The organism is Paenibacillus sp. OAS669, assembly GCF_014873645.1.
Taxonomy (GTDB): Bacteria; Bacillota; Bacilli; order Paenibacillales; family NBRC-103111; genus Paenibacillus_S; species Paenibacillus_S vulneris.
The window spans coordinates 606,482-629,763 of sequence record NZ_JADBDR010000001.1 but is presented as its reverse complement, the minus strand read 5'-3'; the positions used below and the strand labels follow the sequence as shown (position 1 = coordinate 629,763).

General features: G+C 50.1%; 21 protein-coding genes. 17 read left to right on the top strand and 4 right to left on the bottom strand.

Annotated elements, in window-relative coordinates:
* The first annotated feature begins 65 nt into the window (after positions 1–65).
* The 9 genes from GGC63_RS02365 to GGC63_RS02325 all read left to right on the top strand — a co-directional run bounded on the left by GGC63_RS02365 (position 66) and on the right by GGC63_RS02325 (position 10,875).
* Positions 66–218 (top strand): hypothetical protein, encoded by a 153-nt coding sequence (locus GGC63_RS02365; protein WP_192700956.1) that lies wholly within the window; start codon positions 66–68, stop codon positions 216–218.
* A complete protein-coding gene (locus GGC63_RS02360) occupies positions 202–1,497 on the top strand; it encodes a DNA polymerase IV (RefSeq protein ID WP_192700955.1) in 1,296 nt (431 codons plus the stop codon). The genes GGC63_RS02365 and GGC63_RS02360 overlap by 17 nt, the downstream gene beginning before the upstream one ends.
* Before the next feature lies 1 nt (position 1,498).
* Complete coding sequence (mobB, locus tag GGC63_RS02355) at positions 1,499–2,020, top strand: molybdopterin-guanine dinucleotide biosynthesis protein B (RefSeq protein ID WP_192700954.1); 522 nt, start codon at positions 1,499–1,501, stop codon at positions 2,018–2,020.
* Between the two features lie 93 nt (positions 2,021–2,113).
* On the top strand, positions 2,114–2,347 hold the full coding sequence (locus tag GGC63_RS02350; RefSeq protein ID WP_079908638.1) for a ferredoxin: 234 nt from the start codon (positions 2,114–2,116) through the stop codon (positions 2,345–2,347).
* A 163-nt stretch (positions 2,348–2,510) separates the two neighbouring features.
* Entirely contained in the window at positions 2,511–4,343 is a 1,833-nt protein-coding gene (locus GGC63_RS02345; RefSeq protein WP_192700953.1) for a CHASE2 domain-containing protein, read from the top strand.
* A gap of 106 nt (positions 4,344–4,449) precedes the next feature.
* On the top strand, positions 4,450–6,756 hold the full coding sequence (locus GGC63_RS02340) for a FecR domain-containing protein (RefSeq protein ID WP_192700952.1): 2,307 nt from the start codon (positions 4,450–4,452) through the stop codon (positions 6,754–6,756).
* A 28-nt stretch (positions 6,757–6,784) separates the two neighbouring features.
* On the top strand, positions 6,785–8,401 hold the full coding sequence (locus tag GGC63_RS02335; protein ID WP_192700951.1) for a stalk domain-containing protein: 1,617 nt from the start codon (positions 6,785–6,787) through the stop codon (positions 8,399–8,401).
* Positions 8,402–8,558: 157 nt separating this feature from the next.
* Positions 8,559–9,284 carry an HD-GYP domain-containing protein gene (locus GGC63_RS02330; RefSeq protein WP_079908642.1) on the top strand — a complete coding sequence of 242 codons (726 nt, stop codon included), beginning with the start codon at positions 8,559–8,561 and terminating at the stop codon, positions 9,282–9,284.
* Positions 9,285–9,441: 157 nt separating this feature from the next.
* The gene (locus GGC63_RS02325; RefSeq protein ID WP_192700950.1) at positions 9,442–10,875 is read left to right on the top strand and encodes a L,D-transpeptidase family protein; all 1,434 of its coding nucleotides are present in this window, start codon (positions 9,442–9,444) and stop codon (positions 10,873–10,875) included.
* A gap of 67 nt (positions 10,876–10,942) precedes the next feature.
* On the opposite strand, the gene GGC63_RS02320 is transcribed toward GGC63_RS02325, so the two are convergent.
* Positions 10,943–11,080, bottom strand: coding sequence for a hypothetical protein (locus GGC63_RS02320; RefSeq protein ID WP_192700949.1), 138 nt, complete (start codon positions 11,078–11,080; stop codon positions 10,943–10,945).
* 164 nt (positions 11,081–11,244) lie between these two features.
* On the opposite strand from GGC63_RS02320, the gene GGC63_RS02315 reads away from it, so the two are divergent.
* The 4 genes from GGC63_RS02315 to GGC63_RS02300 all read left to right on the top strand — a co-directional run bounded on the left by GGC63_RS02315 (position 11,245) and on the right by GGC63_RS02300 (position 15,201).
* Complete coding sequence (locus GGC63_RS02315; protein WP_192700948.1) at positions 11,245–12,345, top strand: quinone-dependent dihydroorotate dehydrogenase; 1,101 nt, start codon at positions 11,245–11,247, stop codon at positions 12,343–12,345.
* Positions 12,346–12,372: 27 nt separating this feature from the next.
* Positions 12,373–13,176 (top strand): GTP pyrophosphokinase family protein, encoded by an 804-nt coding sequence (locus GGC63_RS02310; RefSeq protein ID WP_079908645.1) that lies wholly within the window; start codon positions 12,373–12,375, stop codon positions 13,174–13,176.
* 12 nt (positions 13,177–13,188) lie between these two features.
* On the top strand, positions 13,189–13,617 hold the full coding sequence (locus GGC63_RS02305) for a DUF309 domain-containing protein (protein ID WP_192700947.1): 429 nt from the start codon (positions 13,189–13,191) through the stop codon (positions 13,615–13,617).
* Between the two features lie 258 nt (positions 13,618–13,875).
* On the top strand, positions 13,876–15,201 hold the full coding sequence (locus GGC63_RS02300; protein WP_192700946.1) for an ABC transporter substrate-binding protein: 1,326 nt from the start codon (positions 13,876–13,878) through the stop codon (positions 15,199–15,201).
* 103 nt (positions 15,202–15,304) lie between these two features.
* On the opposite strand, the gene GGC63_RS02295 is transcribed toward GGC63_RS02300, so the two are convergent.
* Positions 15,305–15,817 (bottom strand): thioredoxin family protein, encoded by a 513-nt coding sequence (locus GGC63_RS02295; protein WP_192700945.1) that lies wholly within the window; start codon positions 15,815–15,817, stop codon positions 15,305–15,307.
* 182 nt (positions 15,818–15,999) lie between these two features.
* On the opposite strand from GGC63_RS02295, the gene GGC63_RS02290 reads away from it, so the two are divergent.
* From GGC63_RS02290 to GGC63_RS02280, 3 genes are read left to right on the top strand one after another with little or no spacing between them, the layout of a single operon-like run.
* A complete protein-coding gene (locus GGC63_RS02290) occupies positions 16,000–17,631 on the top strand; it encodes a hypothetical protein (RefSeq protein ID WP_192700944.1) in 1,632 nt (543 codons plus the stop codon).
* 30 nt (positions 17,632–17,661) lie between these two features.
* Positions 17,662–19,173 (top strand): RsmF rRNA methyltransferase first C-terminal domain-containing protein, encoded by a 1,512-nt coding sequence (locus tag GGC63_RS02285; protein ID WP_192700943.1) that lies wholly within the window; start codon positions 17,662–17,664, stop codon positions 19,171–19,173.
* A 1-nt stretch (position 19,174) separates the two neighbouring features.
* Entirely contained in the window at positions 19,175–19,918 is a 744-nt protein-coding gene (locus tag GGC63_RS02280) for a pseudouridine synthase (RefSeq protein WP_192700942.1), read from the top strand.
* A 228-nt stretch (positions 19,919–20,146) separates the two neighbouring features.
* Here the strand turns inward: GGC63_RS02280 and GGC63_RS02275 are convergent, their stop codons facing one another.
* Entirely contained in the window at positions 20,147–20,239 is a 93-nt protein-coding gene (locus tag GGC63_RS02275; RefSeq protein WP_079908652.1) for a sporulation protein YjcZ, read from the bottom strand.
* 249 nt (positions 20,240–20,488) lie between these two features.
* Here GGC63_RS02275 and GGC63_RS02270 point away from each other — a divergent pair, with 249 nt between their 5' ends.
* Entirely contained in the window at positions 20,489–21,580 is a 1,092-nt protein-coding gene (locus GGC63_RS02270; RefSeq protein ID WP_192700941.1) for a hypothetical protein, read from the top strand.
* 153 nt (positions 21,581–21,733) lie between these two features.
* Here the strand turns inward: GGC63_RS02270 and GGC63_RS02265 are convergent, their stop codons facing one another.
* Entirely contained in the window at positions 21,734–23,125 is a 1,392-nt protein-coding gene (locus tag GGC63_RS02265) for an RsmF rRNA methyltransferase first C-terminal domain-containing protein (RefSeq protein WP_192700940.1), read from the bottom strand.
* Positions 23,126–23,282: the final 157 nt, after the last annotated feature.

The window sequence follows — 23,282 nt, the reverse complement described above, 5'->3', positions numbered from 1 at the left end:
GCTGAGACTAGCTGTTCTAATGCTATTTTACGGTGAATAGGATGATGGGGGGTACTAAAAACAACATGTCTGAACAAAGAATAAAGCCAATACCGGGTCCGCATCAGGATCGTGCGGAGCTTGCGGCATGGAGTCCGGCGACGGGCCGGCCGGATGATGCGATGATTGCGTTCAAATATAGTGCAGTGGTGCCCGCCGGATATGAGCAGTTTCAATAACGCAGCTTATCCTGTAAACGGAAGGGTCATTCTTCATATCGATATGAACGCATTCTACTGCTCGGTACACGAAGCGGTGGACCCTGAGCAGTACAAGGGCAAGCCGACCGCAGTCGCAGGCAGCGTAGAGCTGCGAAAGGGCATCATTGTTACCTGCTCCTATGCTGCCAGAGCAAAAGGAATCAAGACAGGCATGCTGGTTGGACAGGCGCAGAAGCTGTGCCCGGAGCTGATCCTCATTCGTCCGGATTTTGATTTATACCGGCAGTTTTCAAGACGCTTCATGAAAATTGCTTACGAGTACTCCCCGCTCGTAGAGGCTATGTCCATAGACGAATGCTATATTGACATTACGGGCTCCAAGCAGTTCGGTACTCCGCTGGAGATTGCGGAGCAGATTCAGAAGCGGATTCGCAACGAGCTCATGCTGCCTTGCTCTGTAGGAGTTGCTCCGAACAAGCTGCTAGCGAAGATGGCATCCGATATGAAGAAGCCAAACGGCATTTCGGTGCTGCGGAAGCGGGATGTCCCCCGCGTTCTCTGGGACAAGCCTTGCGCTTACTTGTACGGAATCGGAGGCAAAACGGCGGAGAAGCTTAAGCGCCTGAACATTCATACGCTCGGACAGCTTGCCCAGGCCAGCGATAAGCTGCTCTCGGAGCAGTTCGGCGTACTAGGAGCCCATCTGAAGCGATCGGCTAACGGAGAGGACGATTCACCGGTACAGCCCGAGCAGGATCCAAGCAAATCGATCGGGCATACGACAACGCTGCCGAATAATTATACGGAACGGGCGGATATTCATCGGGTGTTTCTCAATCTGGCCGACCAGGTCGGCAGACGTCTCCGCAGACAGAAGCTGCTGACCCAAACCGTACAAATTACAATCCGCGATCCCGATATGAAGACGATCACGAGAGCATGCAAATTAAATAATCCGACAGAAAACCGGGAAGATATTTACGAGATGGCATGCAAGCTGTTCGAGGATCATTGGCCTGCGGGGAAGCCGGTCAGGCTGCTCGGCATTACCTTACAGAATCTGCTTGACAAGACAGAGGCGCCGGTACAGCTTGATCTGTTCGATTATCAGAAGCAGCCGCTGAAGGAAAAGCTTAACCAGACGATGGATGCGCTTCGCGATAAATTCGGTGAGCACGCTATTCTAACAGCTGGCATGCTAGGTAACGATCCGTCGACATTAATTCGCAATCATAAAGCAAGAGGGACCTCGCTGCAGATGGATCATTTGAAGCAGCATCCTCTGGAGGAAGATTAGGATGATACCGTTCATTGGTTTTGCTGGCTTCTCCGACAGCGGGAAGACCACGCTGATCTCAAGACTCGTGAAGTACTACCAGAATCAAGGAATCCGGGTTGGCGTGATTAAACATGATGCCCATGGGCATTATAAAGAAGCGGCCGGTTCGGACTCATCGCAATATATTCATGCAGGCGCTTCTGCCGCTGTCGTCGTCTCACCCGAATCTTATATCGTGTATCGAAGGGAACCCCATACGCTTGAGCAGATGGTGGAAAAGCTTCAGTCCGAGGCACTGGATCTGATTCTGGTAGAAGGCTTTAAACAAGGGAAGCACGACCAAATTGCCTTGTTCCGAAGCGAGGAACAGGCGAATATTATAAACCAGCTTCCCAGGGAGCCTGTCGCTGTCGTTGCACCGATGGAACTGACGGGCTGCTGCCCGGATTTTGTTCCACGTTTTGCCCCGGACGACATTGCATCCATTGCGGAATTTATTCTTTTACATATAAAGTTTAACGCCCGTGAAGACGGTTGCTAGACTTTATATTTGAACTTTCCTGCGTTTTATATTATATTTTAGGTAAAGGCCGCTAAATCAATAGGGTTCTCAAATATAGGGAGGAATATTACAATGGCAAAATACACTTGGGTTGATAAAGAAACCTGTATCGCATGCGGTGCCTGTGGTGCAACCGCTCCTGACATCTATGACTACGACGATGAAGGCTTGGCAGAAGTCATCTATGAGGGAGACGGCAACAAAGGCGTAACCGAAATTCCGGAAGATCTGTACGATGATCTGCAAGACGCTCAAGACGGCTGCCCAACGGACTCCATTAAAGTTGCTGACAGCCCGTTCAACTAATGCTCTCTAGTTCGATAGTTCATTAGACGATGAAGACCTGTTATTAGGTAAATATACCTAGTAATGGGTCTTTTTGCATGTTTCTTTAATGAATCTTTATGATATGATGGAAGATTTGTGTTACTATTAGGTACGAAACTTGGGTTGGAGGTTGGAAGCACGAATGAAGAAATCATTCAGTAAATCTGCGGTTATTACCATTGGCAATGCATTAGTCATACTGCTTTGTTTTAGTTTTTTGGTTATCGGTCTCTGGAGAGTGCTGTCCAATCAGGCGTTCGATTTCAACTTGAAGCAGTCCATGACCGGACAGCCGCATGAGGATATTGTCGTCGTAGGAATTGATACTGAATCTATCAAATCGATCGGACCCTATCCTTGGGACAGGAAGGTGTATGCGGAGCTGGTAGAGCGTCTTGAGCATGCCGGAGCGAAGGTGATCGGGTTTGACGTCGAGTTCTACACAGAGAGCGGCAATCCGGAAAGCGATAAGACGTTTGCTGAAGCCCTGTCTAAATATAAAAATATTGTTCTCCCGTCCCATGCGGAAGTAGAGAGTGAATTTGCCCGCACCATGAGGATTAAGGAAGGAGACTGGATTACAGCGAGGAGTGTCCAGCAGCCTATCCCGCTGTTCCGGCAATATGCGAATCCATCGCATATCAATGCGACCTACGACAGCGGAGGTACGATTCGTACCAACTGGCTGCAAATCAAAACGCCCGAGGGCGTCCTCCCTTCGTTAGGGCTGGCTATGGCGCAGCTGGGTGGAGTGGATGTGAGTAAATATCTGAATGCCCCGGCTATCCAGAACCGGCCCAAATCGGAGATGTACATTAAATGGGATGCGAACGAGCTGGATTTTGAGACGATTCCGGTCTCCCGCGTAGTAAGCGGTACGGTTCCCGATGATGCATTCAAGGACCGTTTTGTCCTGATTGGCTATACCGCTCCAGGATCGGATGAAGGGATTACCCCTATCGAGGAGCACATGCATCTGGTCTACGCCCATGCGAATATATTGAACCAAATCTTGAAGCAGCAGTGGATTCAGCCGGGGAAAGGAGCTGTCACAGTCGCTTTGGCGATCCTGATGGTGCTTTTGTACGGTTTTCTGACATGGAAATTAAAGCCTATTACCGGTCTTATCGCCATCTTTGTATTATCCATCCTGCTGCTGCTTGGACAATATCTATCCTTTGCCTACAGTGATTATTATATCGATACGATAGGGGCGGTCGGCAGCGGTTTTATATCGTATTTAACCAATCTTGCAATGAAAACCTATTTTGAGACCAAACAAAAGAACTATATTACCAAGCAGTTCGGACGATACATATCACCGGATCTGGTAAGGGAGATTGCCCAAAGCGATTCGGAAATCCAGCTGGGAGGCATCAGCAAGGAGCTGACCGTCATGTTCCTGGATGTGCGCGGATTCACGCCTCTATCTGAAAAGTTGAAGCCTGAAGAGGTGGTAGACTTTTTGAATTTGATGTTCAACCTGATTACGGAGCGTGCATTGGAGAATCATGGAACCATCGATAAATTTATCGGGGATGCGGCTATGATTCTGTATAATGCTCCATTGGATGTGCCTCATCATCCCTATCACGCAGTGAAGACCGCCTATGAAATTCAAAAAGGAATGGAAAAGGTCCGAGCGGATGTTATGGAAAAGTATGGAGTTACCATCAGCGTAGGGATCGGGATCAATACAGGGGATGTCGTCGTAGGAAATATCGGGTCCTACCTGCGGGTCGACTACACGGCTATCGGTGACAATGTCAATACGGCGGCCCGAATCGAGTCGAGCACGAGCGCAAATCAAATTCTTGTTTCGGAATCCACCTATGAGCTGACAAAGTCTTATTTTGAGTACAACTATGTTGGTGAAAAGCTGATGAAGGGGAAAAGCAAGCCCTTGAAGCTGTTTGAGGTTGTTGAATGGAAGTCGGCTCCAGATAAGGGGAAGGAAGCGTCCCAGGTGTCATAAATCGCCATTTTTTGCATTGCCAATTGCTGCCTGCCAAATTACAATTAACTAGAGCGCGGCAATCGCCATTTAATAGAAACGTCCGTAAGTTGAGAGGAGCATTATTGTGAAATTCGATAAGAGGATTGGGGTACATAACGGCAATAGATTTATAGCGATGTTCGTCATAGGCTGCATGTTCATTTTTTTGCTATCCTCCGTTTGGGTTCCATCCGCAGATGCCAAATCGACGCGTGCGGCCATAGTGACCGAGGTCATTGGCGACGTCAGCGTACGGAAAGCCGGCGGTTCAAAAACGTTTACGGCCTATACAGAGATGACCCTGAATCAGGGGGATTTCATCACGACCGGCAGCAATTCGTCCTTAACATTGAAGATAGCCGACCGAGATGATGAAATTACGCTGGGTGACAATACGGAAATCTCCATTACAGAACTGATTGATTCGGGCAATGGAAAGACGTCCAAATTCAAAATGTGGGCAGGGTCGGCCTGGGCCAAGGTCAAGAGCCTTGTCAGCTCCCAGGATGAATATGAGATTGAAACTCCGACGGCGGTCATGGGGGTAAGGGGAACTCATTTCCTGACCATGGTAGATCCTATAACAGGCCAGACCACCATGGTCACTACGGCAGGTGTCGTTCATGCGGAGACTCACAATGCGGATTCAATCGGTTCTGACTCAGTTAGCCGAAGTGTCAATGTGTATCCTTCACAGCAGATTAGTCTGGACTCCAGAGATCCGTCCATCGATCTTCGGACACAAACGAATTATGCGGATTTTGGGGGAATCATTCATCAAGCATCCCCGAAAGTGCTGGAGACGATAATTAGAGATTATCCCGATATTGCGAAAGAAAATGAAGAGCTCAAGCAAAGATTGTTAAACAATTTCCAAAGCGGTATCCAGAAACCGGACGGCAGCATTCTGAAGCTGCAAAGCCTGGAAGATCTGAACAGAGTGACCGCGAATTTCGATGCGTTCATCCCTGCTCTTGCCAAAGCGGCGGTTGATGCCGGAAAACTAAATCAGGCAGTCATAGACAGAGTGAATGAGCAGCTCAAGGATATGTCCAAAAAGATAGATTTGAACGCGCCGCCTGTCCTGGACACATCGGCAGGCATCGATCCGGACATTCAAGCCTTGAAACAATCACAGCAGGAGAAGCCCGGACGGTTTACCGAGGAATATGCAAAGCTTCAGGAACTCATTCAGATGTACAAGGATGCCATTAATGCAATTAGAATCGAGAATGGACAGTTGGCGGATGCCAACCGGAAGCTGATGGATGAAGCGAATGAATTGGCCAGGCTGCAGCTGAATCGGGCAAATAATGACGGCAGTAGTACAAACCCAGGGAGCGGGGGCACAGCAGTCGGTGGAGGCAGCAGCGGAAGCGGAAGGCCATCGGGAGGAATCCGTCCAGCCCAGCCGGAGCTGGTGAGTCCAACAACCGGTATCACGACTTTCAATCCGGCGGTGTTACGCTGGAAGGCTCCAGTCGGTCAGACGGTGTCCGTGTATCATGGCAGCGAGCTGCTGGGAACGGTAGAAGGGAGGGGCTCTGAGGAAGTAACTATGACTCTGGGCGTTCTTCCGGAAGGAACATACCGCTTGACAGCAGAATCCGTTCACAATGGAATACCTAGCGTATCGTTATCATTACCTCCTATCACCATCTCGGATATGCCTATATTGATTAGTCCTACAACCGATTGGATCACGAACGTGCCGGTGGTAGTAGCTAAAGGTCCGATCCAAACAAAGCTTAAGATCCTGAACCAAGGCCAGGTGATAGCAGAAGCGGACGGCCAGGGAGACCAGGAGGTTACTATTCCGTTAAACAGCCTGGTGACGGACCAATTAAAGGTCTACGATCAATTGACACTAGTAGGCGAGAGAAACGGTAAGCAGACGAAGCCGGTGCCTCTTCCGAAAATAACGACAGACGGCTCCATGGGAGTGCTCCTGAAATCGGCAGTCAAGCAAAATAATACGGTTACGGCAACCCTAGCAATGAAAAACTTCGTGAATGCAAAGGCTCTTTATGCGGCTGAGGTTCATCTGGCCTATGATAACAGGCTTAGCTTTACAGGGGATGGAACGGTAACTAAAAATCCGAATACGGTATTCGGCTCCCTGCCCCAAAGTATGGAAGTATTAAAGCAGTCGAAGGGGACCGAACAATCGGAGCTGATCTATGCGGCGACCAACTTTGGTACCGATGCCGATGCAGGCTTAATTACCGTTAACGGAGAAAAGCTGCTGGCCGCGATTCCTTTGACATTATCCGGAACGGATACAAACGGCTTGAAGGTGAAGCTGCTTTATTACAAAGTGGTTGATAAAAACGGGAATGTCATAACGGAAGTCAATCTGCAAAATAATCCGGTCGAAATACCGGTTAACTAGACCTTGCACAGAGGGGAACAGAAATCTTATGAAAAAATCAGCGAAGCTGTTATTTTCCTCGGTCGTTGCCGTCAGCTTGATTGGCGGAGGTACCGGGGCATCGGCAGCATCTATCGCCAAGGACGGATTAAGAAACAGCAGCGGGCAAATCATGATGGATATTACGACCTATGCCGGTCTTGGAGATGACGGCAGTCATGATGATGCGAACAGACTGCAAGCAACGTTCCGCAGCCCGTTTGGCTTGCTAGTGCGCAAAGACGGAACCTTGCTTGTGTCTGACCGGAGCAATCATTTGCTGCGCAGCATCTCCGGCTCCCAGGTAAGCAGTATGGCAGGCATGATCATCGGGAAGGACAATAAGGGCTTCCCCATTGGCGGGCGATATGATGACATTGCCGCTCGTTCCGTCTTTCAACAGCCGGAGGGGCTGGCCCAAGATGCTCAAGGGAATCTTTATGTCGCTGATGCAGGCAATAACGCCATTCGTAAAATCGATGCTTCCGGCAAAGTAGTAACGCTTGCGGGTAACGGATTGATCGGGAATAAAGACGCCAAGGGGACGGAAGCGACCTTTAATCAGCCGCAGGATGTTGCAGTAGGGGCAGATGGCAATGTTTATGTAGCTGATACACTAAATCATGTCATAAGGAAGGTCGCTGCCGACGGCACGGTGACCACGCTGAACGCACCCTCCAAAAGAGTCGCGGAGGTAACCCCGGGGCAAGCTGTGTGGAGCGGAGATTATTTGGACGGGGATATCGCCAACGCCAAGTTTAACGAGCCGACGGGGCTTGCCATCGACAGCAAAGGGAATTTGTACGTTAGCGATTCCGGCAATCAAAGGATCCGGTATATAGATTTCGGAACCGGCAAGGTAACGACGGTGGCCGGCGGCACAGCTGTAGGTGAGCCGTTGTATAGTAAGACAAGTCTGTATGCAGACGCTGGGTATGAGGACGGCGATGCCTTGAAGGCACGCTTTAACTATCCGATGGGTATTGCGTTGACGCCTGAGGGCGGTTTGCTTATCGCCGACAGCATGAATCATTCTATTCGGTACCTATATGATGGCAAAGTGGTCACGCTGGCTGGAGATACCGCATTAGCAGCCGGGGAAGCGGACGGAATTGAGCGCTCCGCCCAGTTCCACAAGCCGACGGATGTCGCTGTAGCCGACGACGGATCGGTCTATATTGCCGATGCGTTCAATAATAAGATTCGCCAGCTTCAGCTCTATAAGCTGCCCGCCGATTTGCTGAAGGATGACCATGTCAAGGTTGTGCTGGAATCGACGGTGCTGGCATTCGAGGCCCAGCCCGAGATCGTGAATGACCGTACCATGGTGCCGGTTCGGGCTGTAACTGAAGCGTTGGGCTATCAAGTAAGCTATGACGAAGTGAACAGAAGCGTTCAACTGACAAAAGGCGGCGTAACCGTAGAGTTGTATGTAGACAAGACCGGGCTGATGAAACGGGAACAGGGTAAGCCCGAGATGGCCATAGACACAGATACGGCTCCTTATATCAAGCAGGACCTCACATTCGTCCCGGTCCGTTTCTTTGCTGAAGAGATCGGGTTAGACGTACAATGGGATGAAGGGACAAGATCGGTCCTGTTGCGAACGAAGCAAAGGAATAAATAAATTCAGGGTGCAAAGACCTATACTGTAAAGAAAGGAAGTTTTGATTCTTTCACAGCATAGGTTTTTTTGGAAGCATTAGGACCTCATCTGAGTCTCAAACGATTAATGCTGCTTCAAATCATCGCAGTTCATACGGTCATGACGGGAGGAGTAGTCGGTGTCCGACTTGCAGCAGCTTCACGATAAAATTGCTGAATTGGAGCAAAAAAACAACGAGCTTTCCTTCTTGCTCTATTCGGCGCTGCTGGCATACAGCAGCTTGAATGACAAGGATGAGCTTGTCTCGATGAGTGTGATTCGTTCTTTGGTTCTGGCCTTGGATTCCAGAGACCCGTATACGGCAGGCCATTCCTCAAGGGTTGCCTTATATTCCTTATGGATTGCGAGAGAGCTGCAACTTCCGGAAGAGGAGTGCAAGCATTTTTACCGGGCTGCCCTGATGCATGATATCGGAAAAATCGGCGTACCCGACAAGGTGCTTCTGAAGGCAGACAGTCTGGATGACGAGGAGTTTCACATCATGATCTCCCACACGACCATTGGCGCAAGAATCTTATCGAGAATGGAGCCGGAGGAAAGAATGCGTCAGGCGACTGAGGTAGCGAAGTATCATCATGAAAAGATGGACGGCTCCGGTTACCCGGACGGACTTCGGGGGGATGAAATTCCATTCTTTGCAAGAATTGTTGCCGTGGCCGACGCCTTTGACGCGATGACTACGGATAGGCCGTACTCGAAAGGAAGGAGCTACCGGGACGGCCTCAGCGAGCTCATACGCTGTAAGGGCACTCATTTTGATCCCGTCGTGGTGGAGGCGTTCGAGAAGGTCATGGAGCAGCGGGACTATTTGGAGGGGGATTCCAAACTGGCGGAGCAGGTATAATTCCGAAGAAGCCTTCCTACCTAGCGCACAAGCCCGGATTACCACATGAAGCCAAGACGGTTCGTTGAGGTTTTCGGGTGTTTTTGTCTGCCCCTTTAAAAAAGCGGGACGGCTGCCGATATTAATGGGAGAAGGTGGAAAGAAGGGGTCGGTCGCCATGAAAGCAAAAGACCATGATGAGCAGCTGCGCCAGTTTTTTCAGCATCATCCGTTGGAAAATCCGGCGTATCTGAAACAATATGTTCGCGAGCATCCGAACAATAAAATGGCCTGGTACCTGCTCGGACGGGAATATGACGCACAGGGCAAGCGCGGAAAGGCGCTGTACTGCTACACGCAAGCAGGCGAGATCTATGAAGCGTTCGAGAACCAAACGATCGCTGTATCGCCTGAATCGGAGCAGTCCTTGCGCCAATGGGAGCAGCAAAGCAGAAGGAAGAAGCTGCAGCGGAGGCTTCGTTGGACGGCATTGAGTGTCTTCATGGTGCTGGGAGTTTTACTGGCGCCCGAGCTGCGCCAGAATAAGGACGGAGAACGAGCAGCCCTGCCTGCCGGGATGACCCGGGAGCAGGTTCAGGAGACCAAGGTTTATTACGTTACCGGAGCCAAAAGCAAGGAAAATACCGCCGCGGCGCTGCAGGAAATGCTTCTCAAGGAACGGGTGAACCGGTACGCGATTCTGGCCTATGGCAAATCGACCGAGGATGGGAAATGGATATCCTGGACCAAATCGCCTCCGATTCTTCTTTCTGTCGAGGGGAAAGAGGATGCAGCGTTGCAGCAGATCCAGTATCATGACGCAGAGAGCTGCAGCTGCCAGCCGACAGATGCAAGCAAACCGAAGGCCATTTTCGCGGCTTGGGCGGAACAGCGTGAACAGGAGCTGATCCTGAGGTCTGCGTTGGCTTCATACAAGCAGAGAACCGGCAAACCCCCGGAAAGCTTGAAGGATTTGAGCCAGCCTTATCCTAATAATGTACTGCCGGGAGTAACCCCTTTTATGGAGCAGCTGTTTGAGCAGGGGAACTCATCGGGGGCAGGCGAGCCTCCCGCAGAGTCTGCCGGAGGAGAAGCAGGCGGCGCAGCGTCTCAGACAGCCGAACCTAACGCATCCTCCATCGGCACCGGCGGCCTGGTGAAGCCTTTAACCGAGCCGCTTCGCATCGTGGTGGATAAGAGCACGCATCGGCTGGCTCTTGTAAGCGGCCAGATCATTGTCAGAAGCTATCCGGTAGGCTTAGGCGCGGACCGAACGCCGGAAGGCACATTCGAAATATCGGAGAAGGTCCGCAATCCGAACGGGAAGTCTAACGGTGAATTCGGAAGCCGGGGTATGACATTATCCGATACTCTATATGCCATACATGGAACGAACAAGCCGTCGAGCATCGAAAAGGATCAGTCGCTTGGCTGCATCAGAATGCTGAAGGAGGATGTCGAGGAGCTGTTCGATATGGTTCCTCTCGGGACACCGGTGACCATCGGCAAGGGTCTGCTTCCTACCGAGATCAAGCGAGGGGCTCCGGTTCTCCAGCTGCCGGCACAGACGGAAGAGACGAACCCCGGCAAGGTGTATAAATGGTTAAATTAAAGAGGAGCGGTCCCTTCGTCTTAAGGTTGGAAGGGAGGCTCCTTTCGTTTTTTCTTCATATAAGCGCTTACTTGTTGAAAATAAAGAGCAAGATCATGATGATAACAATGGCCGCAAATACAGAGCTCGTCCCAATGATAAGCTTTTTGTTGACCGTTTCTTTCGGTTTACGCTGCTGCAAGTACGTAGGTTTTTTTCGATTCATAGGAATTCGCCCTGCCTTTTTCCATAGTTTAAGCATATTTTAACATAATGTCCCCCCTAAACAATATCATTTTGAATAGCCGGTCCTCTTTATTTTTCGCGCATAAAACGATAAACTGTTCAAGTAGAGCTACTTACAGAGAACGGTTAGGGGAGAACGATTGCATGCTTTATAAGAAAATAGCAAAACCGGTGCTGTTTCGGATGGATCCGGAAAAGGCGCACCATTTGATCATAGACGGGCTACATACGGTAGGAAAGCTGCCGGGGGGCAAAGCTCTGCTGAAAGGGATGTACGGCGTTCCCGAATATGCGGAGCTGGCTACGACACTTTGGGGTCTTCGCTTCGCCAATCCGGTCGGGTTGGCAGCAGGCTTGGATAAGAACGCCAAGGCGGTCCCCGGCTTTTCTAACATTGGCTTCGGATTTATGGAGGTCGGCACGGTAACGCCAAAGCCGCAGCCGGGCAACGAGCTGCCGCGCTTGTTCCGATTGCCTGAGGATCATGCCTTGATTAACCGGATGGGATTTAATAATGTCGGGATTGATGCGATGGCGGAGCATCTGCGGGAAGCAGGCAAGAGAAGCATTCCTGTAGCTGTCAATATCGGTAAAAATAAAATAACGCCGAACGAGCAGGCCGAAGAGGATTACCGCTTATGTATTCGTGGGCTGTACGCTTACGGCGACTTTTTTGTCGTGAATATCAGCTCGCCGAACACGCCGGATTTGCGAAATTTGCAGCATGGGGATGATTTGTCCCGATTATTGGCTGCAGTGAAGGATGAAATGCATCAGCAGCATCAAAAGCACGGAGGTCCCGAGAAGCCCGTACTGGTGAAAATAGCGCCGGATCTGGAGCAAGAGGAGATCGGGTACATGGTGTCAACGATAGTGAACAGCGGGGTTTCCGGCATCATTGCCTCCAATACGACCATATCCCGGGCGGGATTGACCGATAAGCATAAAGGAGAAACAGGCGGATTGAGCGGAAGACCGTTGACGGAGCGTTCAACGAAGCTCATTCATACGATTTACGCGGCTACGGAAGGCAAGCTTCCGATTATTGGCTCCGGCGGTATTTTTACCGCGGAAGACGCCTATGCCAAAATATGTGCAGGGGCAAGCCTGGTAGAGGTCTACACGGGAATGATTTATGAAGGGCCGGGGTTGATCAGACAATTGAACGAAGGACTTCGGTCACTGCTGCGCAAAGACGGCTTCAAGCATATCTCCGAAGCGGTTGGGTCGGCCCATAGACGTTAGCAGGTTAGCAGGAATGGAGGAACACGGATGGACGGACGAGACTGGAAGAAATTTTTATTGCCTTACGAGCAAACGGTAGAGGAAATGAAGGTTAAGTTCAAGACGCTTCGCACCGAATTGAAGGCCCGCGAAGAGTATTCTCCAATAGAGTTTGTAACAGGACGTGTCAAGAAGATCTCGAGCATTTTGGAAAAAGCCAAACGATTGAATGTTCCTATGGAGCAGCTGGAGACCGGGATTGAGGATATAGCGGGCATACGGATTATGTGCCAGTTTGTAGAGGATATCGAACGGCTTGCCGAACTGATCCGCGAGCGCGAGGATATGACGCTAGTCTACGAGAAGGATTATATTCGCAATAAAAAGCCGAGCGGTTACAGAAGCTATCATATGATCGTAGAGTATCCTGTGCAGACAGCGCTCGGAATGAAGCGGGTGCTGGCTGAAATCCAAATTCGGACTCTTGCCATGAATTTTTGGGCTACCATCGAGCATTCGTTAAATTATAAATACCGGGAAAGCTTGCCTGAGGACGTTATCAAGCGGTTAAGCAAGGCCGCTGAAGCGGCCTATCAGCTGGACGAAGAAATGAGCAGCATTCGCGAGGAAATCGTAGAATCGCAGCAAATGTTTGAGGATAAATCCAATATTGTAACGAGAGTGCTGAACGGCATTCAGGAGCTCTATTTTTATCGTCGTGTGCGCGAGGCTGCACAATTTCAGCTGAGATTTAACGAAAATTGGGAAATCGAGGACATGTGGTATTTCAAAGAGCTGCTTAGTGAAATCGATGAGGCGATTGGACGGGCGAAAAAAGGGCACCAGGAATAACGGAGGTGCAAGATGCAGGCTTCGTATGATAGGCTGTATGTCGAGTTTATCTATTATTTTAATAGGACGAGGGATTATTTCGAATGCCATGAAGTGATGGAGGAGCTATGGATGGAGGAAGGTCGGGCTCCATTGTATCAAGGGCTCTTGCAGGTCGCTGTTGGTCTCTATCATCACCGCAACGGCAATCTGAGCGGTGCTGTCAAGCTCTTTACGGCGGCTTTGGAGAAGCTGGAGCCGAGACAGGCAGAGGGGCCTGGCATAGACCTGCCGAAGCTGGTAGCGGACAGCAAGCTCTATTTGCATCGTTTGGAACGGATAGAGGAGAAGCCCTTCCTATTTTATGATTTGGATATTCATATCTCCGATCCGGTACTGAACCGCCTTGTGGAAGAGCTGTGCGAGAACCCGCCGAAACCTCATGAAGACGGACATGAATAGGGATCAAGACCGTTGTAGCCCCGAGCTATAGCGGTCTTTTTGCGTTCATATAAGTATTTTTTTACGTAGAAGAGGAGTTGAACGAAACAATCCGACGCATGATAGATTCGGCAGCAATACGTAAACTAGAGGGAGGCTTCATTTGTCTTAGAATAAGACATAAATAGATGAGTTACAGACATTAAAATGTAAGCGTTTCCGTTATAAAATAAAAGCGATGCATTTGAAAAAGTAAAGTAACTAAAGGGGGATACAAAAATGAAAAAGCTGTCCGTAGTCTCGCTCGCACTTTGCTTTACCGTATCGCTGGTTGGCTGTAACGGAACGGAGAAGCCCGCTGCGCCAACAGCCCAAGAAAAGCCTTCTGACACCATTCCCGAGCTCAGTAAGGACAAGGTCACAGTAAAAATAATGGCAAGCGGAGGAATGTTCTCCGATGATGAGGTAAAGAAATATATAGCCGATCCGGTTGCCAAAAAGTATCCCCAAATTACGATCGAAAGGATCAACGCCTCTGCGTCCAAGCTGCCTGAGCTGATATCGGCTGGAGAAATTCCCGACATTGTCGCTAACTATCCGGGGCCAATGGGCAGCAATCTGGCGGAATATAAGCTCTTATTCAATATGGAGCCGTTGATTAAAAAATACAGATTCGACACGAGCCGCTTTTCGCCTGAAGCGTTGGAAACGCTGAAAATTGCCGGAGGCCAGGATTATTTGGCCGGACTGCCCGCCTATACGAACTCCTTCGCGCTGTTTTATAACAAGGATATATTCGATAAGTTCGCCATTCCTTATCCTAAGGAGGGGATGTATTGGGATGAGGTTGCAGAGCTTGCCAAGAAGCTGACAAGGACGGATAACGGCGTTGCTTACCGGGGAATTTTTCCAGACGGCATCGGCCGCATTCAGCAGCAGCTGTCCATTCCCTTCGCCGATTTTAGCTCGAACAAATCGCTTCTTTTGAGCGATCAATGGAAAGAGGCCTTCCAGCTGTGGGGCGCTCAATTCAAAATTCCCGGCTTAACCGAAGGTGATTTCAAGGTGCCGAACGCGGGTAAAAATCAAACGGCCTTCGTGAACGGCACTTTGGCGATGATTGCCAGTCACAGCAACCTGCTGAACACGCTAAAAACCGCTCCTCAGGTCAATTGGGACATGGTGACGTATCCGCAGCACCGCAAGGCGCCTGGGATCGGGCAGCGGCTGGACTCCCCGATCTTGTCCATTACAGAGCAAAGTAAAGTGAAGGATGCGGCCTTCCTTGTGCTGGACACCATTTTGTCCGATGAGGTTCAAGCCGAGATGATGCGCGGAGGCCGGATGACCGTTCTGAAGGACGAGAAGCTGAAATCCGAATTCGGCAAAGGCTTGAAGGAATTCGAGGGCAAGAATTTGGCCGCGATGACCAAGCTGAAGTTCGCGGTAATGACACCGTTTAAATATTTGCCGGATGGAGATGTCGATAAAATTTTAACGAAAGCATTCAATGCATATATCGTGGAGGAGACCGACTTGAATACCGCTCTTCGTACCGCGGATGAGGAAATGAACAAGCTGATTCAGGACAAATTGCGTAAATAAGCTGTGCACAAAAGAAAGGATTGCTTTTCATGCTCTGTCTTCTCATCGAAGAAGGGGCATGGGAAGCAATCCTTTTGTTATAGCTGAGGGTAGATTAACCGTGCTATTGGGAGCTTTTATATTTTTGCAAAAACTGCTTAAAGGTATCGGCGGTATGTCCCTGCTCCCCGGCAGCGGCGATCCCGCCTTCGATCCGCTCCACTTCCTTACCGCCTTTGTAGTAAATCAGCGTAGGAGTGTACTTAATATTATATTTACTCCAGCCGTCCTTGAACTCCTCCAGATTGAACTGCTTCACGTCGAGGTTCAACTCTTTGGTCATCGGATATAGGATTGGCGTGGTGCGTTTACAGTGAGGACATGTCGATGCGAAATAATAAAGGAAAAAATCCTCTTTATTGCTTATTTTCTTGTCCAGCTCCGCAGGCATAATCAGATTCTGATAGTTCGGGTCGTTCAGCAGCTTGACAGTTTCTGGATTCAGCTTCTCCGGTGCTACACCGTAGGGGTTATTGGCGTATTGGCTGTTCTTGGCTTTATCCGATTGCTGATTAATCACGTAAATGGCTGCGAACAAGACAACAATAATGGACAAATAAATAGCGAGCTTTTTCATACATTCCCTCTTTCCGGAAAAATAGCATGTTTCAAACCTATTCATTCGCCGCGTTGAGCCGGATTTCCTGTTATATGCCGAGGGATTATTGAAGGAATTTTGACAAAAGCGTGGAATAATTCAATAGGCATTTTTGTTCTGCCTTTATGCCTATACAACGAATAGACTGCGGGGAAATTGACTTGCGTAAACAACGGATTTCTATCCATCCTTATCTATGGCTTCTCTTGGGTCTTCTAGTATTGAGCGGCCTGTTTTATTCGGTGTATTTCGTCTTTATACCCAAATCGCAGCATGCTGCACAAGTCAATGCCGCAGAAACCACCAAGGACCGGGCTAAAGTATTTACGTCCGCGGCTCCTTATCGTGTGTTGGAGGACTACAAGCTCAAGAATGCAGACTTGCCGATATATGATTTCGGTAAGCTTCAAATAACCAGATCAAAAATTAGTCGCGGGACGGCGCTCAATGTCAAGAAGGGTCACGTCATAAAGCAATATACAACCCCGGACGGGAATGGAATGCTGTATTTTATCCAGAGGGAGCAGAAGCTGGAGAACCAGGCGTGGACACAGGTGGACATGGCAGCTATGGAGCCTCAATCCGACCAGCCCGTTCAAGAGACGATTGCTTATACCTTCGGTCCGATGACGGAGCCGTTCACACAATCCACACAGCTGTGCGGTTTTCTATCGGATCATGAATTTTTGTATACGACTGTCCTGAATGACGAACAGCAATGGGTTTATCAGGTCAACAAAATGAACCTGGCCTCCAAAACCATTACCCCCGTGTTGGAGCTGTTCCGATATGAAGAGCTGCCCAGCAATGCAGGGAAGGCTTTGCCTGTTATATATTCCGCCGTCTTGACTCCGGATATGAAGCATTTGTTTGTTCGAGACAGCATCAACGGCATTACCCATTATGATTTGCAAACAGGGGGGAGGAAGTGGATCGTCAGCGGCTCTAATGAAATTCATCCCGGCGAGCATTTTGAAATCATCGGGAACAGCGGCATAGCTATCTATGGCGCTAACCGCTATCAGAGCGATGTGTCTTGGATCGATATGAACGATGGCTCGATACGCCAGCCTTTTAGTTCAGAGCAGGGGTTCGTTGATCCGGGAACGGATGCAAAAGGCAAGGTTATGTATTATAATTTTACTTATGACCGAAGCGACAGCAACGTTCTGAAGGGTGACAATCAGACGCTGCTCTTGTCTTATGGAGTTCAGCTTGTTGATTTTAAGGGGAATATGCTAAAACGATTCGCGCTTCCAAAGGATTCGAAGGACAGGCTGGAATTCGGCGGGTACAGCGAAAGCAAAAAGGCGGTTCTGCTGCATCAGTATACGATAGGAACGAACAGCAAAGGGGCAGCCTATAAAAAAACGGTTCGCTGGCTGATCGGGGATATGGCCACAGGCACAATGACGGAGCTGAAAAAGGTGGATGTGCCGGACAGCTGGGATAAAAACGATATCGTATTCGGTAAAATATGCATAGAGCCTTATTCTCCTGCAGCCGAAGCGCAGGTTTTTGTCAATGTTGCGGATAACAGCTATTATATGAGCCGCTGGAAAACAAAACAGGTTGCGCTGCATCAGGATGAGGATGTCGTTATGTTCGCGGACGTGGTCAGCAAAAGAGTGTTCTCGAGCTCTTTCACGCGGCCGGATCTCCTGGTTGCAGCCTTCAGCTATAAGAAATATAATTGGGACAATCAAGATTTCGGCTGGATGAACGGACGCTGGATGGCTCGTTATCAGAACCAGCCGGATGGAGATAAAATTTTCTTTTTTCAAATTAATTAGTGCATAGTTGCGGAAAGTTGGACAACAGGTATGGGCAGTCAGTTGCCTGAAGCATTTGTAACGAAGATGAAATCATTGCTGGGAGAAGAATTTCCGGCATTTATAGCCTCTTATGAGGAAGCAAGGAGGTACGGCCTCCGTGTCAACACTTTGAAATGCAGTGTGAACGAATTTCTATCCTTAATGCCTTCCCTGCAGGAACCGATTCCTTGGACCTCGACAGGGTACTATTACCAAGAAGAAGATAGACCGGGCAAGCATCCATATTATCATGCAGGGCTGTACTACATACAGGAGCCGAGCGCTATGGCGCCCGCAGAGCTGCTGGATGTTCAGCCCGGCGAACGGGTGTTGGATTTATGTGCCGCCCCCGGCGGGAAATCGACTCAAATTGCCGCTAAGCTGCAAGGGCAAGGGCTGCTGGTTACGAACGATATTCATCCGGACAGAGTCAAGGCATTAGTCAAAAACATAGAATTGAACGGCGTTCGAAATGCGGTGGTGTTGAATGAGCGGCCCGACAAGCTGCAGCACCCGTTTCGGGCGTTTTTTGATAAAATATTGATCGATGCTCCATGCTCCGGCGAAGGCATGTTCCGCAAGGAAGAAGAGATGGCCAAAGCCTGGCATCCCGACTGGGTAACCCGTTATGCTTCCATGCAGCGGGATTTGCTGAAGCAAGCCGCTATCATGCTTCGTCCCGGCGGACGCATCGTCTATTCGACATGTACGTTTTCCCCGGAAGAGAACGAGGCGATGATCGCGCAATTTATTGCTGCCCATCCCCAATTCCGAATTGTCCCTATCCCTATGGAACACGGCTTCCAACCGGGAAGACCGGATTGGCTGGATATAGCGGAGCTAGGCTCCCTGCAAGCGGCGGCTGCAGCCCAGGAGGTAACGGGTACCGCCAGATTATGGCCTCATCATCTTGCCGGTGAAGGGCATTTTGTAGCCGTTCTTGAGTATCACGCGGATAAGGCATCTCCCGAACGGTTAGCAGCGGAGACCAAGTTTTTGAAGGCGGATAAAGAGCGTTTGAAAACCAAAGGCAGAGACCGTTACGGCACAGACAAGTTTTTATTTAAAAAGCAGCCGGTTATTGATCTTCAGCCGTTTTACTCCTTTATGCAGGAGCTGGCGCCGGAGGTGCCTACGGCCAATATCGTCCTGCATGGAGAGCATATATACCTGTCTCCCGAAGGGCTTCCTGATCTCAGCGGCATTCGGGTCATTCGTCCGGGCTGGTATATGGGCAGTGTCCGCAAGCAGCGCTTCGAGCCGTCCCATGCGTTGGCGATGGGCTTGATGCAGAGCGATGTGAGACGCTGGATTGCGCTGTCCGTTAAAGCATCGGAAACCGTTCGATACCTTAAAGGAGAAACATTGGAGATCACGGAGGAGCAAGTCCTTCTGTCCGGTGATTTGGATAAGAAGAAAGGCTACTGTCTCATTACGGTTGACGGGTATGCTGTCGGCTGGGGGAAATGGATGGACGGCATGCTCAAAAATGAGTATCCCGCAGGTTGGAGGTGGACTTAGCATGAAGCAAACGATGAGGCTGGACAAGCTGCTGGCGAATACTGGGTACGGTTCGCGAAGCGAGATTAAAGTGATGGTGAAACGCGGAGCTATTATCATTAACGATCGCCCTGTCAAGGACAGCGGGATGCAGGTGAATCCATGGACGGATGTGATAACCGTGGATGGAGAAACGGTCCGGTATCGTGAATTCATCTATGTCATGCTGAATAAACCGCAGGGTGTCGTTTCGGCTACGGAGGATACAAGAGATCGCACGGTCATTGATCTGCTGGATGACGAATACAAGCATTTTCAGCCTTTTCCCGTCGGGAGGCTGGACAAGGATACCGAAGGCCTGCTATTGCTGACCAATGACGGAAAGCTGGCCCATAATCTGTTATCACCGCGGAAGCACATTCCCAAAACCTATTTTGCGGAAGTGGAAGGCGCCGTGACGGAGGAAGACGGCAAGCAGTTTCAGCAGGGAGTTCAGCTTGATGACGGCTATGTTACGATGCCGGCCCAGTTGACCATTTTGCAATCGGGTCATCCCGATCAAGGGATCGTCTCAAAGATTGAATTGACGATTATGGAAGGAAAGTTCCATCAGGTCAAAAGGATGTTTCAGGCAGTGGGTAAACGCGTCGTCTTTCTTAAACGAATTTCAATGGGCCCTTTACTTCTCGATGAACATTTATTACCCGGGGAATACAGGGAGCTGACAGAAGCGGAGCTTCAGGAGTTAAGACAAGCGAACGGATAGCTGCATTAATAAAAGCGGGGAACCTTAAAACATAAGCATAAATGAAGAAGACCGGAGCTCGTAGAGCCCCGGTCTTGCTGTGTGTGGCGCAAGCTTCATTGCTTTATCTGCATTTGCCTGGTTTATCGGTTGTTTTCTTAAAAGCTGACGAATCCCAGAGCAGCTGTTTATTTTCCTGTCATGGATGCATGACTTTCAAATCGTAGCAGTACATTATCCTTTATCCGATTACAACCAGCCAGCGCGGGTTACGATAACCAACAGAATAAACAATACGAGAATGACACCGACACTTGTAAATACTCCTCCAACTCCGGACATGCTGATTCCTCCTCGTGATTTGATATCATTCCGATAGGCAAGGGATCCATTATAGTTGTATTCATCCTTTACGCGGCATTTGCGGTGCCGCCCCACTTGGTATCGGAATTACTATATCCTATGACAAACATCATGATCGGTTTGGACTCCTGTCACAAGGTATATATTTTGGGCTTCAGTAGGACACTCTAATTATGGTGGTTTATATAAGGCACTACGACGATAAAAGTCCCATTGGAGGCGAGTATCATGACCGAAATCATGCTTAGACCGGATATGAAAACGGCCGGCGGGGAAGTAAACGATATTTTGTGGGACCATCAATTTGTCGGCAGTATGACCCTGGTATACCGCGAAAATGACCGCATTTGCGGGTCTGTGCAATTGGAGCAGGCCATGCTACCTCCCCATGCGAAGCAGCAGGTTATGGCTTATCTGCAAAGCTATGTTCAATCGTTAATCGATGCTATGGCGATTCATACCTGCGACGTGCTGGTCACTTACAGTGAATATGATCACATCATATCGACCGATCGTTTGGAATCCGGCCTGGAGGTTCAGAATGTCGAGGAGGATTACGATTATGGGCATTGGGCGGATGAGGATCGATTAGAGGATGAGCATCCGAATGAACAAAATGACTATCAAATGGTTACCCCTTCCTGGGATGGTCCTTTGCAAGAGGAGATTGACGATGGTGTCGACGAGTATTATGAGCTGGTCATTGTAGCCGAGTCTCGCAACAAAGTGGAATATCATATATATGACAACGAGCAGCTGCTCGTTGCAGAGGCCGATATTCATATTAACGGCAGAGAGGTCAACGGAACGGTCAGCTGGCAGGTCGAGCCGGAGGATGATGAGATCGAGGTGATTACGGATCTTCTGGTCAGCGATTTTGACGAAGATTCGGTGGACGCCTTCGTGATTCATATGGAATGGGACGATGAAATTATTGAAACCATTGAGTTGACGCACGAGGATCTATTAGATGCTGACTTCGATTCCATGGAAGATGACGAGGAAGCAAATTCGTGGAATCAAGACGAATATACTATTGTATTGGCCCGGGATGATGGCGATATGCTGACCTATGAAATTTATCAGCAGTCCCACGGAGGACTGCCGATCGGCACCGCCACGGTTGACATCAGCCAGCGTCAGCTGACCGGCTTTATCGACTTCAGAGAGCCTGGCGATTCCGACGACAGGGAAGAGATTGCTATGCTGCTGATGCAGGAGCTGGATAAGGAAAAAGATTTTGAAACCTTTAACGTCACGATGCTGTTCAAGAACAAGCCATTTGAGGAATTGATGTTCGAGAGTGAGCAGGTCCATTAATCGATGCGCATCACAAACTAAAAACACTCCGCAGGCTGGGCTTGAAGCAGGAAGTATCCCTTATGGCGATACTCCTGATTTCAAAGCAGCCGGGAGTGTTTTTTACTGCTGGGCTTAGCAGTGCGGTTCAGTTCACCGCACTACAAAGCGAACTTATGATCCGACGCGGCGCAAGCCCTTCGGATAATGATTCTTTACTTGGCCGCCGCTCAGCTTGCCCCATCCGAGCGGCAAGCCGTCGATGGAGATAAGCACCCAGCCGTTATCGTCAGCCGGACTGTTCAGCGTCTCTCCGCGGAGGTAGCGGCCGATTTCGGGAGACTCCGCCGGGAAGTCGAGCGCACGCCGCGCGGCCCCCCGCGGCAGAGCCAGAGCTAGCGCATGAGACGGCTCAATGCGCGCTTTTTTCACTTCGGCCAGGTGAAGGCCAGGCCGAAGCACCTTCAGTCCGTTCAGGGAGCTCCGCTCGAACGGACAGCCTTCCGCAGCTGGCAGCCAATACAGCTGCTCGCCGAACAGAACGGCTTCTCCCGGAGGGAGCTCGAAGCCGGGCAATGCTTCCGCGGCGAACGCGCGAAAGAGCTTCATCGCCTCCTCCTCGGGTCTAGGGGAGGAGGCTCTTTTGCCGCCGGCTTTGCCGCCGGCTTTGCCGCGGGGGGTTACGGCGGCGGCAGAGGCGGTAACCGCCGCCGCAGCGTCTCCGTCGCCCTTGCGCAGCAGGGCGACAAAATGCCCCTCACCCGCATGCAGGTGAGGCCAGATGCGTTCGATGCGCAGCAGCTCGAACTCGGGGTAATGGTCGAGCAGAGCGTCGACGGTGCGTTCATTTTCCGCAGTATTGAAGGTACAAGTCGAATACGCAAGCAGTCCCCCCGGCTTCAGCATCGTCACGGCAGCCTGGAGAATATCCCACTGCCTCGCGGCGCACATGGCCACGTGATCCGGCGACCATTCCTCTACCGCATCGGGGTCCTTGCGAAACATGCCTTCGCCGGAGCAGGGGGCATCGACCATCATTTTATCGAAGAAAGCAGGGAATTTCGCCGCCAGCGGGTCCGGGGCCATTTGGGTGACGACCGCGTTCGCCACGCCCATTCGTTCTATATTTTCGGCCAATATTTTGGCCCTTGCCGGATGGATCTCGTTGGTTATCAATAAGCCTTGCCCCTGAAGCTTGGCGGCAATCTGCGTCGACTTGCCTCCAGGCGCGGCGGCCAAATCCAGCACAATATCGCCCGGCTTCGGATCGAGCAGCGCGACGGCGGACATCGCGGAGGGTTCCTGGATGTAGTACAAGCCTGCGGCATGGTAAGGATGCTTGCCTGGCTTGGCGTTATCGGCATAATAATAGCCGCCTTCACACCATGGGACAGGAGTCAGACCGAATTGCTCCGTCAGCTGTTCAAGCAATCCTTGATTTATCTTGGCAGGGTTTATGCGCAGCCCTTGTGTCCGCGGCAGTTCATAGCTGGCCAGGAAGCGCTCGGCTTCTTCTCCAAGCTGTTCGCGCATTTGCTGTTTAAAAGATTCGGGAAGTGATATCATCTTGAAGTCATTGCTCCTTATATTCCTTGACTTGATGCCGTCGTGTCTGTCAGTTGAAGCAAATACCGGTGAATAGGAAGTCTAAGCATCAGACCCTATTATACAAGTTTCTCCTTATGGTGAGAAGTAAAGCACAAGTGACTGCCATGATGGGTGC

What these genes read in the sequence shown, in the direction of transcription:
- GGC63_RS02365 (WP_192700956.1), top strand. Translation starts at nt 66, where the DNA reads ATGTCTGAACAAAGAATAAAGCCAATACCGGGTCCGCATCAGGATCGT.
- GGC63_RS02360 (WP_192700955.1), top strand. Translation starts at nt 202, where the DNA reads ATGAGCAGTTTCAATAACGCAGCTTATCCTGTAAACGGAAGGGTCATT.
- mobB (WP_192700954.1), top strand. Translation starts at nt 1,499, where the DNA reads ATGATACCGTTCATTGGTTTTGCTGGCTTCTCCGACAGCGGGAAGACC.
- GGC63_RS02350 (WP_079908638.1), top strand. Translation starts at nt 2,114, where the DNA reads ATGGCAAAATACACTTGGGTTGATAAAGAAACCTGTATCGCATGCGGT.
- GGC63_RS02345 (WP_192700953.1), top strand. Translation starts at nt 2,511, where the DNA reads ATGAAGAAATCATTCAGTAAATCTGCGGTTATTACCATTGGCAATGCA.
- GGC63_RS02335 (WP_192700951.1), top strand. Translation starts at nt 6,785, where the DNA reads ATGAAAAAATCAGCGAAGCTGTTATTTTCCTCGGTCGTTGCCGTCAGC.
- GGC63_RS02325 (WP_192700950.1), top strand. Translation starts at nt 9,442, where the DNA reads ATGAAAGCAAAAGACCATGATGAGCAGCTGCGCCAGTTTTTTCAGCAT.
- GGC63_RS02320 (WP_192700949.1), bottom strand. Translation starts at nt 11,080, where the DNA reads ATGAATCGAAAAAAACCTACGTACTTGCAGCAGCGTAAACCGAAAGAA.
- GGC63_RS02315 (WP_192700948.1), top strand. Translation starts at nt 11,245, where the DNA reads ATGCTTTATAAGAAAATAGCAAAACCGGTGCTGTTTCGGATGGATCCG.
- GGC63_RS02310 (WP_079908645.1), top strand. Translation starts at nt 12,373, where the DNA reads ATGGACGGACGAGACTGGAAGAAATTTTTATTGCCTTACGAGCAAACG.
- GGC63_RS02305 (WP_192700947.1), top strand. Translation starts at nt 13,189, where the DNA reads ATGCAGGCTTCGTATGATAGGCTGTATGTCGAGTTTATCTATTATTTT.
- GGC63_RS02300 (WP_192700946.1), top strand. Translation starts at nt 13,876, where the DNA reads ATGAAAAAGCTGTCCGTAGTCTCGCTCGCACTTTGCTTTACCGTATCG.
- GGC63_RS02295 (WP_192700945.1), bottom strand. Translation starts at nt 15,817, where the DNA reads ATGAAAAAGCTCGCTATTTATTTGTCCATTATTGTTGTCTTGTTCGCA.
- GGC63_RS02285 (WP_192700943.1), top strand. Translation starts at nt 17,662, where the DNA reads ATGGGCAGTCAGTTGCCTGAAGCATTTGTAACGAAGATGAAATCATTG.
- GGC63_RS02280 (WP_192700942.1), top strand. Translation starts at nt 19,175, where the DNA reads ATGAAGCAAACGATGAGGCTGGACAAGCTGCTGGCGAATACTGGGTAC.
- GGC63_RS02275 (WP_079908652.1), bottom strand. Translation starts at nt 20,239, where the DNA reads ATGTCCGGAGTTGGAGGAGTATTTACAAGTGTCGGTGTCATTCTCGTA.
- GGC63_RS02270 (WP_192700941.1), top strand. Translation starts at nt 20,489, where the DNA reads ATGACCGAAATCATGCTTAGACCGGATATGAAAACGGCCGGCGGGGAA.
- GGC63_RS02265 (WP_192700940.1), bottom strand. Translation starts at nt 23,125, where the DNA reads ATGATATCACTTCCCGAATCTTTTAAACAGCAAATGCGCGAACAGCTT.